This window comes from Actinomadura sp. NPDC000929 (assembly GCF_040492065.1).
GTDB lineage: Bacteria > Actinomycetota > Actinomycetes > Streptosporangiales > Streptosporangiaceae > Spirillospora > Spirillospora verrucosospora.
In genome coordinates, this window is sequence record NZ_JBEUPA010000009.1 from 64,198 (window position 1) to 79,322 (window position 15,125).

Genomic DNA, 15,125 nt, shown 5'->3' on the forward strand with positions numbered 1-15,125 from the left:
CGGCGCGTCCGGCTAAATCGGTGGACGCGGCGCGCCGCGGGGCGTGATCATCGGTGTCATGACCATGTCGCAGGAGAAGCCGCAGGAGGTCCTGCATCTGATCGAGCCCCGGGAAGGCGCCGAAGCGCCGGAGCCCGCGCTGCCCGTGGTCTTCAACCTGTCCGACAACAACTCCCCCGCCGACGTGATGGACGTGCTGTCGCTGCGCCCCTTCGCGTCCGGGGAGCAGCCCTGGTCGCGGTCGACGCGGCTGGAGAACGTCCGGACGGAGGCGCCGCTGCGCCCGGACGGTGCCAGGCTCGTGCGGGTCGCGCACGAGAAGGGCAAGGAGTCGGTGCTCGCCGAGGGCGACGGCTGGACGCTGCTGAGCAACCGGTGGAAGAGCGGCATCGCCTACGTCGCGGTGTCCGCGGTGACCGACGAGCTCGCCGAGACCGTGCTCGCGGCGTCGGTGAAGGACGCGACCGAGCCGCCGAAGGTGGACGAGACCAGCGTCGAGATGGGCTTCTGGCACATGGGGGCGCACGGCCCCGTCCGCAGCGAGCGCGCCATCACCGCCGACGCGTGGGAGGACATCCGGCGCAACTACACCGCGCCGGTCGCCGACGCGCTCGACGCGGTGATGAAGCTCACCCGCGAGGAGGTCTCCGGACGGCTGCTGCTCCTGCACGGGCCGCCCGGCACCGGCAAGACCACCGCGCTGCGCGCCCTCGCCCGCTCCTGGAACGACTGGTGCCAGTCCGACTGCGTCCTCGACCCCGAGGCGCTGTTCGGCACGCCCAGCTACCTGATGGAGGTCGCGGTCGGCGACGACGAGGACGAGAACCGCCGCTGGCGGCTGCTCATCCTGGAGGACTGCGACGAGCTGATCCGCGGCGAGGCCAAGCAGTCGACGGGCCAGGGCCTGTCGCGGCTGCTGAACCTCACCGACGGGATGCTCGGCCAGGGCCGGGACGTGCTGGTGGCCATCACCACCAACGAGGACCTCGCCATGCTGCACCCGGCGGTGGTCCGTCCCGGCCGCTGCCTCGCCCAGATCGAGGTGGGCCGGCTCACCCGCGCGGAGTCGCTCGCCTGGCTGGACGGCACGGACGTGCCCGGCGCGGAGATCGGCGCCGACGGCGCGACGCTCGCCGAGCTGGCCGCGCTGCGCAAGGGCGAGAAGCGTCCCGAGGGTCAGGACGCCCCCGCCACCGCGACCGGCTTCTACCTCTAGGGCGTCTCCTTTCTAGGCGGCCTTCCGCAGGGCCTGCTCGATGTCGGCCCAGAGGTCGTCCGGGTGTTCGAGGCCGACGGCGAGGCGCACCGTTCCCTCGCCGATGCCGGCGGCGGCGAGGGCCGCGGCGTCCAGCTGCCGGTGGGACGTGCTGGCCGGGTGCATGACCAGGGTCGCGATGTCGCCGAGCGACGGGCCGAGCGAGACCAGCTCGACGGCCTCGGAGAAGGTCCGGCCCGCGTCCCGGCCGCCGGCCAGCTCGAACGCGAGGACGCCGCCGGCGCCGTCCGGCAGCAGCCGCCGGGCGATCTCGTGCTGCGGGTGGTCCTCAAGCCCCGGGTAGTGGACGCGGGCGACCGACGGGTGACCGGCCAGGCGCCGGGCGATGTCGAGGGCGGACTCGCTCTGCCGGGCCACGCGCAGCGGCATCGTGGCGAGGCCCCGGACGGTCAGCCAGGCGGCGAACGGGTCGGGGGTGGAGCCCAGCTCGACGGCGTGCTCCCAGACCCGCCGGTGGACGGCCGGGTCGGCGAAGACGGCGGCGCCGCCGATGGTGTCGCCGTGGCCGCCGAGGTACTTCGTCGTGGAGTGGACGACGATGTCGGCCCCGTGCTCGATGGGCCTGCACAGGAGCGGGACGAAGGTGTTGTCGACGACGGTCAGCACGCCCGTCCCGCGGACGGCCTCGGTGAGCGCGGGCAGGTCCGTCACGTGGGTGGTGGGGTTGGCGACGGTCTCCAGGTAGAGGATCCTCGTCGTGTCGCGGAGCGCGTCCCGCACCTCGGCCGGGTCGTCGCCGGAGACGAACGTGACCTCCACGCCCCACCGCGCGGCGAGGTCCTGGAGCAGCGCGTGGGTTCCGCCGTAGAGGGCGGCCTGCGCGACGACGTGGTCACCGCTGCGGAGCAGGCCCGTCAGCACCGCGTTGACCGCGCCCATGCCCGACCCGGTGGCGAGCGTGCCCGCCCCGCCTTCGAGTTCGGTGAGCGACTGCTCCAGGGCGCGGACGGTCGGGTTGGCCATCCGGGCGTAGAAGAACGCCTGGTCGGGGCCCTGGAACGCGGCGGCCAGCGCGTCGGAGGCGTCGAAGGAGAACAGGTGGCCCTGGTAGATGGGGACGCCGAGCGGGCGGCTGCCCTCGGGCACGATCACGGGCGGGTGCACGGCTCGGGTCTGCGGGTGATGTGCGGTCATGCTCCCAGCGTGCGGCGGGATCGGCGCGGCGGAAACGGCCAATCGCGACCAGTGGCCCGGTGCGCCCCCTTGCTCATGCTCGTGCTCGCACCGCGCCGGACCACCGGCCCGGCCGAAGGCGCCGCGTCCCCGGCCGGCCGGTACCGTCTCGCCGCCGGCCCGCCCACCCCGCAGGGGCGAACCGGCGGTCGAGGCCGTCCGGCCGGGGAATGAAGCGGCGTCCTCGACCGGAGACTCGATCATCGCCCGCGCCGGGGCCCGCCCGCCATCCGGGAGATCACTGGCATTCGGCGGGGTTTGTACGTACCACCTCCCCCGCGCACTACGGGGTCGCCCGGGCGAACAGCCTCCGGTACACGCTCCGCAGACCGTGGAGATCACTGACGGGCTCGGCGAACGGGAGCCGCACGTCGAACGAGGACGGCGCGTCCGGCGGCGGCGCCGGGCAGCGCAGCCACATGCCGTACCGGTCGAGCCCGAGCGGCCGGACGGGTCCGGGCGGGACCGACTCCGGCAGCAGCCGCGGCAGTTCGGCGCGGTGGGCGGAGTCCAGGTGCGTCAGGATGCCCGCCTCGACCGCGACGAACGGGTCGGGCGCGGCGCCGGCGTACTCCTCCGGCTCCAGGATGGCGCTCCCCCAGGCGTCGTCGATCTCCACCTGGGCGACGTCGAGGGCGAGGACCGTCCATTCGCGGCCGTCCCGCCCGGCGCCGAGGTCGAGCAGTTCGGGACGCGGGTGCGCGTGGGAGAGGCGCAGCGCGGCGGCGCGCAGCTCTCCGTCCGGCACCTCGCCCAGCCAGCCGTGCAGCCAGGCCCGGCCGCGGACGCGGTCCGGCAGCGGCACCGGCGCGACGTCGCTGATCCGCAGCGTGGCGGGCACGTCGTCCTCGCCGGCCAGGGCCGCGGCGATGGGCGCGTCCGCCCGGACGAGCAGCAGCGGCCGGCCGTCCCGGTCGGTCGTGTGCGCCGGGACGGGGGCGTGGGGCACGCCCGGCGCGACGAGCACGCCGTCCGCGACGCCGTAGGCGAGGGTCCGCGCGCGCTCCGCCGCCGTGGGGCCCTCGATGGTGTGCGTGGCCTGCGTGGTCTCCGCTCGCGGCACCGTGCCTCCTTGACGTCTCAGGTTAGGCTTACCTAACTTAGGATTACCTAACCATCAAGGAGCGTGATGAACAACCCCCGTCCCAAGGTGCGGCTCTCCCGGGCCCTCGGCATCCCGCTGACGCCGAAGAGCGTGAAGTACTTCGAGGCGCGCCCCTACCCGCCCGGCGTGCACGGCCGCGCCCGCAAGCAGGAGAGCGACTACAAGGTCCGGCTGCGCGAGAAGCAGCGGCTCCGCGCGCAGTACAACATCCGGGAGGCGCAGCTCCGCAACGCCTTCGACAAGGCCGCCCGGACGGGCGGCAAGACCGGCGAGGCCCTGCTCGTCGACCTCGAACGCCGGCTGGACGCGCTCGTCCTGCGCGCCGGCTTCGCCCGGACGATCTACCAGGCCCGCCAGTTCGTCGTGCACCGCCACGTGCTGGTGAACGGCCGCCGCGTGGACCGCCCGTCCTACCAGCTGCGGCCCGGCGACGTCATCACGGTGGCCGAGCGGAGCCGCGCGATGGTCCCGTTCCAGGTCGCGGCGGCCGGCGGTCACGCCGCCGAGGTCCCGCCCTACCTGGAGGTCCGGCACGACGCCCTCGCCGCCCGGCTCGCCCGGCTGCCGGAGCGCGCCGAGATCCCGATCCTCTGCGACGAGCAGCTCGTCGTCGAGCACTACTCCCGCTAGCGGACGCTCGGCGCCGTGCTAGCGCAGGTCGCCGAGTTCCTCGCGGGCGGTGGTGCGCAGGACGCGCAGCGCGTCCACGAGGACGCGGCGCTGCTCCTCGGTCAGAGGGCCCGCGAAGTGCGCGCGGAGCGTCTCGGCATGCACCCGCAGGGCCTCGTCCAGCTTCGCCCGCCCGGCCGGGGTCAGCGCCACGTTCTGGCGGCGCCGGTCGTCCGGGGCCGGCTCCCGGCGGACGAGCCCGGCCTCCTCCATCCGGTCGACGATGCGGGTCATGCCGCCGCTGGTCAGGATCAGCTCGCCGGCCAGCCCGCCCATCGACACCGCGCAGTCGCCGCCCTCGCCGGACAGCCTCAGCAGCACCTCGAAGACCGCGTGCCGGATGCCGCAGCGGCGCTCCAGCTCCCGGCCGGCGATCCGCTCCAGCACCGACGCCGCGCCCAGCAGCGCGCCGAACTCGTGCACCAGCGCGTCCGGGACGGCCGTGCCCTGCCCGTCCTGCTCCGTCACGATCGCCATGATGCCCCCGTCTCCGTCCGGCCGCCCGCCGGCCGCGCGGCACCGTCGCCCGCATAACGCGCGAGCGCCCCGCACGGCTTCCGTGCCGGGGCGCTCGCTCGGGCCTCGCGGGCTCAGTTCTTCGGCTTGCCGCTCTTCTCCGCCGCGGGCGACTTCGACGCGCCCCCGCCCGGAACGGCCGGCAGCTGGTTCTGCTGGTTCTGGTTCTGGTCGTTGACGCCCGACGCGTACTGCTTGGTGACCTTCCACTTCCCGTCGATCTTGGCCAGGGCGAGGCGGAGCAGCGTCGCCGGGGCCGCGGTCGCGCCGTCCTTGGTCCGGACGTCGATGTCGACCATGACGACGGCCGTGGCGAACCTGCCGTCCACGCTGCCCACGAAGACCTGGTTCGTCTTGGACGTCAGCGACAGCTCGGGGTTGCTCTTGAACGTCTCGCCGAGGCTGGGCAGCGTGGTGTTCTTGAAGCTCTCCAGCAGGTCGCCGCCCATGAGCTTCTGGGCCTTGTCCATCTGCGTCTGGTAGTTCTGCGCGTTGTAGTTGAGCGCGACGTCGCCGTAGTCGGACGCCACCTCGCTCACCGCGTCCCGCTCGTCCTGCTTCGACGACAGGGAGCTCGCGCTCGTCCACTGCCAGATCGCCAGGCTCGCCAGCAGCGCGACCAGGACGACCACCACGACCGCCTGCGCCATGCCGAGACCGAAGACGCCCGGCCGGTCCGAAGAGGACGCCGAGGCGCTCGGACGTGCCGGGGCCTTCTTCGGCGTCTCCTCCTCCTCCTCGACCTCGTCCTCCGGCGGTTCGAGGCGGGTCGGGCGCGGCCTGGGCCTGGCGGCGGGCTTGGCGGGGGCCTTGGCCGCGGGCTTCGCCGCCGGCCTGGCCGGACGGGCCGGAGCCTCGTCCGGGGCCTCCTCGTCCTCGGCGTCGAGCGCCTCCAGAACCTCGTCGAGGTCCTCGTCGTCGATGACCTCGATGACCCGCACCCGGCGCTTGCGCCTGGCGGCGGGCCGGGCGGGCCGCTCGGCGGCCTCCGGCTCCGCGGCCTCGGCCGTCTCGGGCGCCGCCTCCTCGGCCGGGACCGCCTCGACCTCGTCGGACCCGCCCTTGGTGGTCTTGGCTGTCACTTCGGATACTCCTCGGGTTGGGGTCAGTCCTTGCCCCGACGCAGTCGGGAAAGGCGGGACACCACGGGCACCGAGCCCATCATGACCCTGATCAGCACCAGAAGGGCGATGATCGGGGGAACGTACACCAGCCAGATCGGCGGTCCGCCGGGAGAGTCGCTCTCGTTCGCGGCCTTCCTGGCCTGCACGTTCCGCTGGAGGGCGGGATCGTGGGTGGGGATCGTCTCGCCCGGGTTCTTCGCCTTGTAGGGCTTCTGCTTGGTCACCGCGGGGGTGCGGCCGCCGGGGCAGGTCGGAATCCGGTTCACCGCCGGCTGCGCGCGCGGGTACTTGTACTCCAGCGTGGCGAGCCTCTTCAGCGTGACCTGGAAGACGACGTTCAGGACCGGCTGGCCCTGGTCCCTCCCGATCACGTTGTCCAGGACGACCTTGAGCTGCGGCGCCACCGCGAGCGTCTTGCGCAGGTCGTCGAGGTAGTTGGGGTCGTAGCTCCCGATGCCGAGGTTGCCGAGCATGTCCACGGCGCAGCCGAAGTCGGGGCCGGTCTGGTCGAGCAGGTCGTTGACGGTGGCGAGCAGGCCGGGGCCGCGGTCGCGCAGCTCGGCGATCTGCCCGCGCACCTGGCTGAGCGCGGCCATGAGCGCGGCCAGGTCGTCGATCCCGGCGCCGAGCGAACCGCGGTTCTGGTTCAGCACGTGGGTGATGCGGCCGAGGTCGTTGGTCAGCCCGTCCAGCAGCTCGGTGTTCTGCGCGAACGTCTGGGTGAGGTCGTCGCTCCCGTTGACGATCTGGCGGAGCGAGCCCTCGCGCCCGGCCCATCCGGCGGCCAGCTCCTGGGTGAGCACCTTGGCGTCGTCGGGGTCGATCGCCTTCAGGGTGTCGATGACGGCGCCGAACAGGTCGCCGTACTTCGGCGGGACCTTCGTCTGCGACACCGGGATGACGGTGCCGGGCTTCATCGGCGGGGCGCCGGACCTGCCCGGCCCCGGCGTCAGCTCGACCACCGGCTCGCCCACCGCGGACTTGCGCGCCGCGGCGGCGGTAACCCCCTGCGGGATCTTGACGCCGCGCTCCATGTCCAGCCGGACGACGACCTTGTCCTTCTCCAGCCGCACCGAGTCGATCTTGCCGACCCGCAGGCCGAGGTAGTCGACCTCGAAGTTCGGGTGCAGGCCCGGAGACGACTCGAACTCCACGGTGATGTGGTACGGCCGGTCGATGAAGTCGAAGCGGACGACGTTGTTGAACGCCCACACGACCATCACCGCGGCGAGCACGCCGAACGCCGCCAGGTTGATCGTCAGCCGTCTGTTCATCCGCGCGGCTCCAGGATCTTGTCGAGGTCCGGAAGGGCGCCCTGGAGCTGCTTGGGGATCTCCGGCGTCCCGGCCTGCTTCTTCTTGGGGCTCTGGCCGAGGCCCGGGAAGATCGGCGTCCCGTCCGGCCAGACGATCCGCAGCAGCGGGTACAGCAGCAGCTGGCCGTCGTAGGTGGCCCGGGGCAGCTTGTCGGTGAACTGGACCAGGCCGTCCACCAGCGCCGTGAGCCGCCTGCGGTTGCTGCCGAGCTGCTGAAGGACGGGGTCGAGGTCGCGCAGCAGCGAGCGGAACCGCTGGATCCGCCCCTCCAGCACCTTGTCGTTCAGCTCGTGGGCCGTCTTGGTGAGCTTGTCGACCATCTCGATGATCTTGTACTTGTCCTTGTTCAGCAGCCGCGTGGTGCGTTCGAGCTGCGCGGGCGTCTCGTTCAGGGCGTCGCTGCCCCGGGCGAGGGACCGGCCGAGCCGGGCGAACCGGTCGACCGACTCGCCGAGCTCGCGGCGCTGCTCGGCGAACATCCCCAGCAGCGCGTTCACCTGCGCGATCGTCTTGTTGAGCTTCTGCCCGTTGCCGTCCAGGGCGGTGGCGCCCGCGTTCACGACCGTCGCGACGTCGTTCCCGGCCAGGGCCTGGACCAGCGGCCCGGCCTGCCCGACGACCTGCTCGAACGCCGGCTGGACGCTGGTGTCGGTGATCGCCGCGCCGGTGGCGAGGAACGGGCCGCGGTCCATGCTCGCGCCGGGCGGCATCTGCAGGTCCACGTAGTTCTCGCCGAGCAGCGAGGTCACCTTGATCTCGGCCCGGGTGCCTCGCGGGATCCTGACGTCGTCCTCGATGGCCAGCGTCGCCTTCGCCCGGTAGCCGGCGAGCTCGACCTTCGTGACGGTGCCGATCGTGAGGTCGGACATCTTCACGCTGTGCCCGGCGACGAGGCCCTGCGCGTCGTCGAACGTGGCGGTCAGCGTCAGGCCGCCCTTCGGCGCGCCCGCCGTCTTGTAGGAGCAGCCGGAGACGGCGAGGGCCGCGACCGCGACGAGCACCAGCAGCAGCCGGCCGGTGAGGAGGGACCTGCCCATCAGTTGCCTCCGTTCTGCCAGGGACAGTTGGAGTTGGGTGCGGGCAGCGGGCAGTCGACGTCGTCGGAGTTCATCAGGCCCTTGAGCCAGGTCCGCAGGAACGCGTCCGTGGCGAACCGGATCTGCAGCGACTTGTTCTTCGGGTTGTAGCCGCCGATGAGCGCGTCGCTGATGCCGGGCAGCACGCGGATGAGCTGCGCCAGCTCCCTGGCGTTGCCCTTGAGGATCAGGGCCGTCCGGGTGAGGACCGCCAGGTCGTAGGGCAGGTTCCCCTTGTACTTGCGCAGCAGCTTGTCGCCGTTCTTCGCCAGCTCCAGGATGCCGCTGATCAGCTGCTGGAGCTCGCCGCGCTCGGAGCTCAGCACCTGGCTCGCGGTGCCGAAGTCGCGGATCATCGTGCCGAGGATCTGCTCGCGCCCGCGCACCACCCCGGCCAGCCGGCTGAGGTTCTGCGCGACCTCGATGAGCTCCTTGTCCTGCCCGGCGACGTTCTCGACGAGGCGGGCGCTCTGCTCCAGGGTCGCGTTGAACTCCCTGCCGTTGCCCCTCACCGTGTCGGCGGCCGTGCCGAGGGCGGTCTGCATCTTGGTCGGGTCGAGCGCGTTGGCCAGGTTGGTGAACGAGCTGAGCGCGTCGTCCACCTCGACGGGCACGTGCGTGCGCTCGATCGGGATGACGTCCGCGGTCTCCTTGGCCTCCCCCGGCTTCCACGCCGGGTGCAGGACGAGGTTGCGCTCGCCGATCAGGTTCAGCGGGACGATCGAGGCCTGCACGCCCTTCGGCAGCGGGACGTCCCGGCGCAGATGGAACGTGACCTTCACCCGGTCGCCCTGGTTCTCGACCTTGTCGACGAGCCCCACGTCGGCGCCCATCACCTTGACCTTCGACTCCTTGTAGAAGGAGCGGGCCTTCGGGACGTAGACGACCATCGTGCGCTCGCCGCCCGCGGACGGGGCGAGCGAGCAGCCGCCGAGCGAGGCGGTCAGGGCGAGGCCGAGCGCGACGGCCACGCCGCGCAGCCGGCCGCGCCCGGGGACGGAGCCGGGGCCTTCGGGGGGCCGTCCCCCCGTGCCGTCGCCGCTCATCAGTTGCCTCCCTGCGGTCGCCGCGTGGAGATCGGACCGGCCGGCTGCAGCGGGCCGAGCCCGGTGAGCAGGCCCTCGATGTACCGGCCGTTGCCCTTGAGGTTGGCGACCTGCTGGAACGTCGGGCCGAGCAGCGAGAAGTCGGTGTTCAGCGCGTCCATGTTGGGCGCGAGCCGGGTCGTCAGCAGGTGCAGGTTGTCCAGCAGGGTGTCGAGCTCCTTCTGGTTCCTGGAGATCACGTTGGACAGCGTCCGGACGGTCCGGCTGCCCTGCCCGATCGCCGCGGCCAGCTCGTTGCGGCGCCGGACGAGCGACTGGAGCAGCACCTGGCTGGCGTCGATGATCTGACGCAGCTCCTGGTCCTTGCTCGCCAGCGTCCCGGTGATCGTCTTGCTGTTCTCGATCAGCCGCTGGATCTCCGGATAGGAGTCGTTCAGCGTCCGGGACAGCTCCTGGATGTTGGCCAGGATGCGGCCCAGCTTCACCGCCCCCGGCGACTTGATCTTGTTGATCTCGGTGAGCAGCTTGTCGACGCTGCGCTGATCGAGTCTGCCGACGATGTTCTGCGCGCCCTCCAGGGCCTCCGGCACGGTGAACGGGACGCTGGTGCGCGACAGGGGGATCCGCCGCCGCGACTCCGGCACGTCCGCCAGGTAGGGCTTGGAGACCGGGCCGGACAGCCGCAGGTACCGGCCGCCGAGCAGCGTCGTCGTCTGGATGTCGGCGCGGGTCTTCGGGCCGAGGTCGATGCCGGCGTTCACGTGCCAGGAGACGATGACCCTGCCGTGGGCGAAGTCGGGCTCCACGGAGGTGATCCGGCCGGACTTCACCCCGGCGACCCGCACGTCCTGGCCCTTCTTCAGCCCGGCGGTGTCGCTGAACTCGCCGCTCATCGTGTAGCCGCGGTCGAGCAGGTGCAGCTGGCCGAGGGCGAACGCGAACACGCAGCCCGCGCCGAGCGCGGTCAGGGTGACGATCGCGACGATCTTGTGGTTGACGTCGCGGAGCGACTTCAGCGCCATCAGCCGCCACCCCCCATCAGCATCTTCCTGAGCTTGGTGAGGTCGTCCTTGCTGGGCTGCCCCGCGCCGGGCGATCTCGGCAGCTCCATCGGGAACGGGCAGGGGCCCTGCACGACGTTCAGGCAGAGCGCGTTGGTGCGCAGGTAGTGGCCGCCGTTCGCCGACGCGAACAGCTGCCGGAGGGTCAGCGGGAGCTGCTGCACCATCTTCTCCAGCTGGTCGACGTTCAGCCGGAACGTCTCGCTGAACCTGCCGAGGTTGGCGATGATGCGGGCGAGCTGCGCGTCGTTGCCGCCGAGCACCTGGTTGAGGTTGGTGGTGACGCCCGCGACCTCCACGACCGCGCTCTCCAGCAGCTTGCGGTTGTTCGCGAAGACCCGGGTCAGCGACTCCAGGTTGTCGGCGCTGGCGGCGATCTGCCGGTCCCGGGTGGCGATGGCGTCGCTCACCGTCTCGTAGTCGTCGATCATCCCCTTGATCGTCTTCTTCCGGGCCGCGAACGTCTGCAGCAGGAGGTCCAGGTTGTCGGTCAGCAGCGAGATGTTCTGCTCGTTGCCGTCCAGCGCCTGGGAGAAGGCGAACAGGATCTTGTTGAGCTGGTTCGGGTCCAGGTTGCGGGTGAGCGGGCCGAGGCTGTTGACGATGGCGCCGAGGTCCACCACCGACCTGGTGTGCGGGACGCGGTCGCCGTCGCCCAGCCTGCCCCGCTCCTTCCCGGGCTCCAGGTAGACGACCCGCTGCCCCATCACGTTCCGCCAGCGGATCGCGGCGGTGGAGTCGGAGGGCAGCCGGACCTCCTTGTCGACGGCCATCTTCACCACGGCCTTGCCGCGCACCACCTTGATGCTCTCGACCTGGCCGACGGGCGTGCCGGCCACCTTTACGGCGTCGCCCTCCAGCAGGCCGGTGACGTCGTCGAACGTGGCGGACAGGCGGTAGCGGGACGTGAAGCTCGTGCCGAGGATCTGCTGGCCGATGTAGAACGTGAGCAGCCCGGTCAGCGCCACGAACACCGTGAACTTCAGGATCGTGATGTACTCCGGCCCGCGCGCGGTCTTGCCGCGCAGCCGCGGGCTCACGGCCGCGTCCCCGTCGCCGTGCGGCGCTGCCCGCCCTGGTTGCCGCCCGCGCCGGGGAGCGGCACGTCGAACGCGGTCGTCTTGGGCTTGACCGGGCAGACGTCGATGAGGATCTGGCAGATGTCCAGCGGGAGGTCGTCGCGCGCCTGGGCGATCAGGGTGCCCTCCGGGCCGGGGATGCGGATGATCTGCGCCAGCAGGCCGAAGAACCCGGTCAGGCTGTCGAGCAGGACCGGGACGTTGCGGCGCTGCCCGTTGAACACGCGCACGACCTCGCCGCCCGAGTCGATGATCTTGCCGATGTTGCGGCCGTGCTGCTCCAGGTTCGTGCCGACCGTCTGGCCGAGCCGCGCCGACTCGTCCAGCAGCTGGGTGACCTTGTCGGGCCGCTCGTTGACGACCTGGGAGAGCCGGTTGAAGTCCCCGGCGAACCGGGTCAGGGTGTCGCCGCGCGACTCGAACGTCCCGGACAGGCCGTTGATGTCGCTCAGCAGCGACTGGATGGCGGCCCGGTCCTTGTAGGTCGCGTCGACGACGATCGCGCCGTTGTCGATCGTGCGGCGCAGCGCCGGACCCTGTCCGGCGAGCCCGGCGCCGAACGTCTGCAGGATCGTCGCCACGTCGTCGGGGTTGATCGCCCGGGTGAGCCGGTAGGTGGGCCAGGCCGTGTCCGACAGCTCCTGCGGGTCGTTGGTCTTCGCGATGCGCCCGCCGTCCCTGAGGTAGGGGCCGGTGAGCTCGTGCGCGCCGAGGTCGAGGGCGAGGTCCTTCGGGCCGAACACCGAGACCGGCTCGACCGTCGCGACCGCCGTGTCGGCCACCTTGACGCCCCTGTCGACCCGGAGCCGGACGGTGACCCTGCCGTTGCGGTCGAGCTTGACGGCCTCGACGGCCCCGACGGCGATCCCGCGGACCTTCACGTCGGACTTGCCGGGGTCGAGCCCCTGCCCGGCGCGGCCGAACGTCGCGTCGTAGTAGGTGGAGCCCGCGTGGGACGGCGTGGAGCCGACCGCGACGAAGGCCGCGGCCGCCGCGATGACGCCCGCCCCGACCAGCCCGAAGACCGTCCGGGAGCGGCTCGACATTGATTCGTCGCTCATCCGGTCAGCCTCACCGTGCTGCCGTGGCCCCAGAAGATGTACGACAGGACCAGGTTCATCAGGATCATCAGGATGGTCGACTCCCGGATGGCGCGGCCGGCGGCGACGCCGACGCCGACCGGGCCGCCCGCCGCGTAGTAGCCGCGGTAGCAGTGGATGAACATGATGATGAAGGCGAACACCGCGACCTTGATGACGCTGTAGAACACGTCGATCGGCGGAAGGTAGAGGTGGAAGTAGTAGTCGTAGATGCCGGGCGACAGGCCGAAGTACTGGATCGTGATGAACCTCGTGGCGAAGAACGCCATGAACAGCGAGACCAGGTACAGCGGCACCAGCGCGATGACGCCCGCGGCGACCCTGGTGCACACCAGGTAGGCCAGCGAGTTGATGCCCATGACCTCCAGCGCGTCGATCTCCTCCGAGATCCGCATCGCGCCGATCTCGGCGGTGAACCCGGTGCCGACCTGGGCGACCAGCGCGACGCCCGCGATGATCGGGGTGACCTCGCGGACGTTGGAGTAGCTCGCGACCAGGCCGGTGAACGCCTCGGCGCCGATGCGCTCCAGCCCGGGGTAGCCCTGGAGGCCGACCATGGCGCCGGTGGCGAGCGACATCGTCGCGATCACGAAGATCATGCCGCCGCCGATGACGAGCGCGCCCACGCCGACGGTGATGTCGCTGACCTGCTTGGCGAGGGTCTTGCCGTACTTGCGCCGGATGATGATGTCGAACAGCAGGTGGTACAGGACCCGGCCGAGGAACACCGGCAGGTCGGCCGACGCGGCGAGGCCCGCGGTGCGGCCCCTGACGGCGCGGCCCAGCTTGCGGACGGGGGATATGGCGACCATCAGAACCTCGGGGGGAAGAGGACCTGGTAGATCATGGTGAGGATGTAGTTCGTCGCGAACACCACGATCGAGGTGACGACCACGGCCCGGTTCACCGCGCGGCCGACGCCGACGGGGCCGTAGTCGCAGTTCATGCCCATGTAGCAGGCGACCGCGGCGGCGATGAATCCGAACACCCACGCCTTGAACAGCGTGATCATCAGGTCCGAGAACTGCAGCAGGGTGGTGGCGCCGTCGAAGAACGCGCCGGGGCTGACGCCCTGCTGGATGACGTTGAAGTAGTAGCCGCCGATGACGCCCGCGAGGATCACCACCGAGCAGAGCAGTCCGGACACCGTGCTCGCCGCCCACAGCCTGGGGGTGACCAGGCGGTGGATCGGGTTGATGCCCATGACCTCCATCGCCGCGAGTTCGTCGCGGATGTTGCGGGCCCCCATGTCGGAGGTGATGGCCGATCCGCCCACGCCGGAGACCAGCAGGGCCGCGGCCAGCGGCGCCACCTGCTGGATCATCGCCGCGGTGAGCAGCGCGCCGGTGCCCGACTGCGCGCCGAGCTGCCGGGCGATGTCGCCCACCTGGAGCGAGATGGTCGCGCCGAGCGGCACGGCGATGAGCATGACCGGCACGCTCGTGACGCGTGCGAGGAACCAGCACTGTTCGACGAATTCGCCCCACCACTGGCGCAGGTCCCAGGTGCGGCGCAGCCCCTCCAGGAGGGTCACGCACAGCAGTCCGGTCTCGTCGAGTGCTCTCCCGACGCGTCTGCGTGCCAGGTCCGGGGCCTTGGTCAGGCTCAGGGCCATCAGCCGGTGCCCTCCCCCGGGGCGGGGTTGAGAAGGGTCACTCCAGCCTCCTTCGTGCTCGGACGTCGGCGCCCATCCGAAACACCGGATCCTGCCGGTACCGCGGGGGCGCCCTCGTCATGCTCGTTCGCGCGCCACAGCGGTCTCGGCCGAGACCGGTACCACAGGCGACTCCGCGCACCCTCCAGAGCACACGGGCTCCGCCTGTGATTTGAGGCACTCTATTGGAAGAAGGTCTAAGAAGCGAGTACTTACATCTGGTTTTGTCCGAAGCTACGATCAGCCGGTGCAGACCGAGGCGCGACGAGGCGTAGAAGACGAGATGGACGACGGCGTGGACCCGCTGGTCATGGGCGTGCGCGACCGCTGGGAAGGCCAGGGGCTGCTCGGCGATCCGTGGCCGTTCCTGGCGATCTGTTCGGTCGGGCGGCTCAACCAGCTGCTCAAGAAGGCCCTGGACGTGGAGCTGAAGCGGCTGGACCTCACCCGGACCGGCTACTTCCTGCTGACCACGCTCGCGCTCACCGTCCACGGGCGGGCCCGGCTGAGCGCGCTCGGCCGGATCCTGATGATGCACCCGACGACGGTGAAGCTCACCGTCGACCAGCTGGAGGCGGCCGGGCTCGTCGGCCGGACCCCGCATCCCCGCGACCGGCGCGCCACGCTCGTCGAGATCACCGCGGCGGGACGGGAGCGGGCCAACGAGGTGAGCATGGCGCTGGAGGCGCCCGGAGGCGCGCTCGCGGCGTTCGACGGGATGCACCGCGAGCTGTTCGAGGCGCTGCAGCCCGCGCGCCTGGCCGCCGGCGACGTGGAACTGCTGAACCCCGCCGGGGAACGCGGCCGTGGACGTCGGGCCGGGTGAACCGGGTATCGTCCGGCCTGCGTACTTGCTCTTCGAGAGCACCACACCCGGGCGATAAGGCAGTCTTCTCCTATGCCACAGAGTCACGGCACACGCAGACGTCC

Annotated in this window: 15 protein-coding genes; 3 read left to right on the forward strand and 12 right to left on the reverse strand. The window is 71.4% G+C overall.

Going from position 1 to position 15,125, the window contains the following annotated elements:
• The first annotated feature begins 58 nt into the window (after positions 1 to 58).
• On the forward strand, positions 59 to 1,216 hold the full coding sequence (locus tag ABWI04_RS05720) for a DUF5925 domain-containing protein (RefSeq protein WP_353831666.1): 1,158 nt from the start codon (positions 59 to 61) through the stop codon (positions 1,214 to 1,216).
• 12 nt (positions 1,217 to 1,228) lie between these two features.
• Here ABWI04_RS05720 and ABWI04_RS05725 read toward each other — a convergent pair whose 3' ends face one another.
• Together ABWI04_RS05725 and ABWI04_RS05730 are read right to left on the reverse strand one after the other, a co-directional pair.
• The gene (locus ABWI04_RS05725; RefSeq protein WP_345182753.1) at positions 1,229 to 2,410 is read right to left on the reverse strand and encodes a trans-sulfuration enzyme family protein; all 1,182 of its coding nucleotides are present in this window, start codon (positions 2,408 to 2,410) and stop codon (positions 1,229 to 1,231) included.
• A gap of 322 nt (positions 2,411 to 2,732) precedes the next feature.
• Entirely contained in the window at positions 2,733 to 3,512 is a 780-nt protein-coding gene (locus tag ABWI04_RS05730; protein ID WP_353831667.1) for a DUF2470 domain-containing protein, read from the reverse strand.
• Between the two features lie 66 nt (positions 3,513 to 3,578).
• Between ABWI04_RS05730 and rpsD the strand changes: the two genes are divergently transcribed.
• A complete protein-coding gene (gene rpsD, locus ABWI04_RS05735) occupies positions 3,579 to 4,184 on the forward strand; it encodes a 30S ribosomal protein S4 (protein WP_353831668.1) in 606 nt (201 codons plus the stop codon).
• 18 nt (positions 4,185 to 4,202) lie between these two features.
• On the opposite strand, the gene ABWI04_RS05740 is transcribed toward rpsD, so the two are convergent.
• From ABWI04_RS05740 to ABWI04_RS05785, 10 genes are all read right to left on the reverse strand, one after another.
• Entirely contained in the window at positions 4,203 to 4,700 is a 498-nt protein-coding gene (locus tag ABWI04_RS05740) for a MarR family winged helix-turn-helix transcriptional regulator (RefSeq protein WP_353831669.1), read from the reverse strand.
• Between the two features lie 113 nt (positions 4,701 to 4,813).
• On the reverse strand, positions 4,814 to 5,821 hold the full coding sequence (locus ABWI04_RS05745) for a hypothetical protein (protein ID WP_353831670.1): 1,008 nt from the start codon (positions 5,819 to 5,821) through the stop codon (positions 4,814 to 4,816).
• A 23-nt stretch (positions 5,822 to 5,844) separates the two neighbouring features.
• On the reverse strand, positions 5,845 to 7,137 hold the full coding sequence (locus tag ABWI04_RS05750) for an MCE family protein (protein ID WP_353831671.1): 1,293 nt from the start codon (positions 7,135 to 7,137) through the stop codon (positions 5,845 to 5,847).
• Complete coding sequence (locus tag ABWI04_RS05755) at positions 7,134 to 8,216, reverse strand: MCE family protein (protein ID WP_353831672.1); 1,083 nt, start codon at positions 8,214 to 8,216, stop codon at positions 7,134 to 7,136. The genes ABWI04_RS05750 and ABWI04_RS05755 overlap by 4 nt, the downstream gene beginning before the upstream one ends.
• On the reverse strand, positions 8,216 to 9,301 hold the full coding sequence (locus ABWI04_RS05760; RefSeq protein ID WP_345182760.1) for an MCE family protein: 1,086 nt from the start codon (positions 9,299 to 9,301) through the stop codon (positions 8,216 to 8,218). Before ABWI04_RS05760 ends, ABWI04_RS05755 begins: the two co-directional genes overlap by 1 nt.
• The gene (locus tag ABWI04_RS05765) at positions 9,301 to 10,323 is read right to left on the reverse strand and encodes an MCE family protein (protein WP_345182761.1); all 1,023 of its coding nucleotides are present in this window, start codon (positions 10,321 to 10,323) and stop codon (positions 9,301 to 9,303) included. The genes ABWI04_RS05760 and ABWI04_RS05765 overlap by 1 nt, the downstream gene beginning before the upstream one ends.
• On the reverse strand, positions 10,323 to 11,402 hold the full coding sequence (locus ABWI04_RS05770; protein ID WP_353831673.1) for an MlaD family protein: 1,080 nt from the start codon (positions 11,400 to 11,402) through the stop codon (positions 10,323 to 10,325). The genes ABWI04_RS05765 and ABWI04_RS05770 overlap by 1 nt, the downstream gene beginning before the upstream one ends.
• Positions 11,399 to 12,502 carry an MlaD family protein gene (locus ABWI04_RS05775; RefSeq protein ID WP_353831674.1) on the reverse strand — a complete coding sequence of 368 codons (1,104 nt, stop codon included), beginning with the start codon at positions 12,500 to 12,502 and terminating at the stop codon, positions 11,399 to 11,401. Before ABWI04_RS05775 ends, ABWI04_RS05770 begins: the two co-directional genes overlap by 4 nt.
• Complete coding sequence (locus ABWI04_RS05780) at positions 12,499 to 13,353, reverse strand: ABC transporter permease (protein WP_179846536.1); 855 nt, start codon at positions 13,351 to 13,353, stop codon at positions 12,499 to 12,501. Before ABWI04_RS05780 ends, ABWI04_RS05775 begins: the two co-directional genes overlap by 4 nt.
• On the reverse strand, positions 13,353 to 14,156 hold the full coding sequence (locus tag ABWI04_RS05785) for an ABC transporter permease (protein WP_173392013.1): 804 nt from the start codon (positions 14,154 to 14,156) through the stop codon (positions 13,353 to 13,355). Before ABWI04_RS05785 ends, ABWI04_RS05780 begins: the two co-directional genes overlap by 1 nt.
• Positions 14,157 to 14,478: 322 nt before the next feature.
• Between ABWI04_RS05785 and ABWI04_RS05790 the strand changes: the two genes are divergently transcribed.
• A complete protein-coding gene (locus tag ABWI04_RS05790; RefSeq protein ID WP_353831675.1) occupies positions 14,479 to 15,021 on the forward strand; it encodes a MarR family winged helix-turn-helix transcriptional regulator in 543 nt (180 codons plus the stop codon).
• Positions 15,022 to 15,125 lie beyond the last annotated feature (104 nt).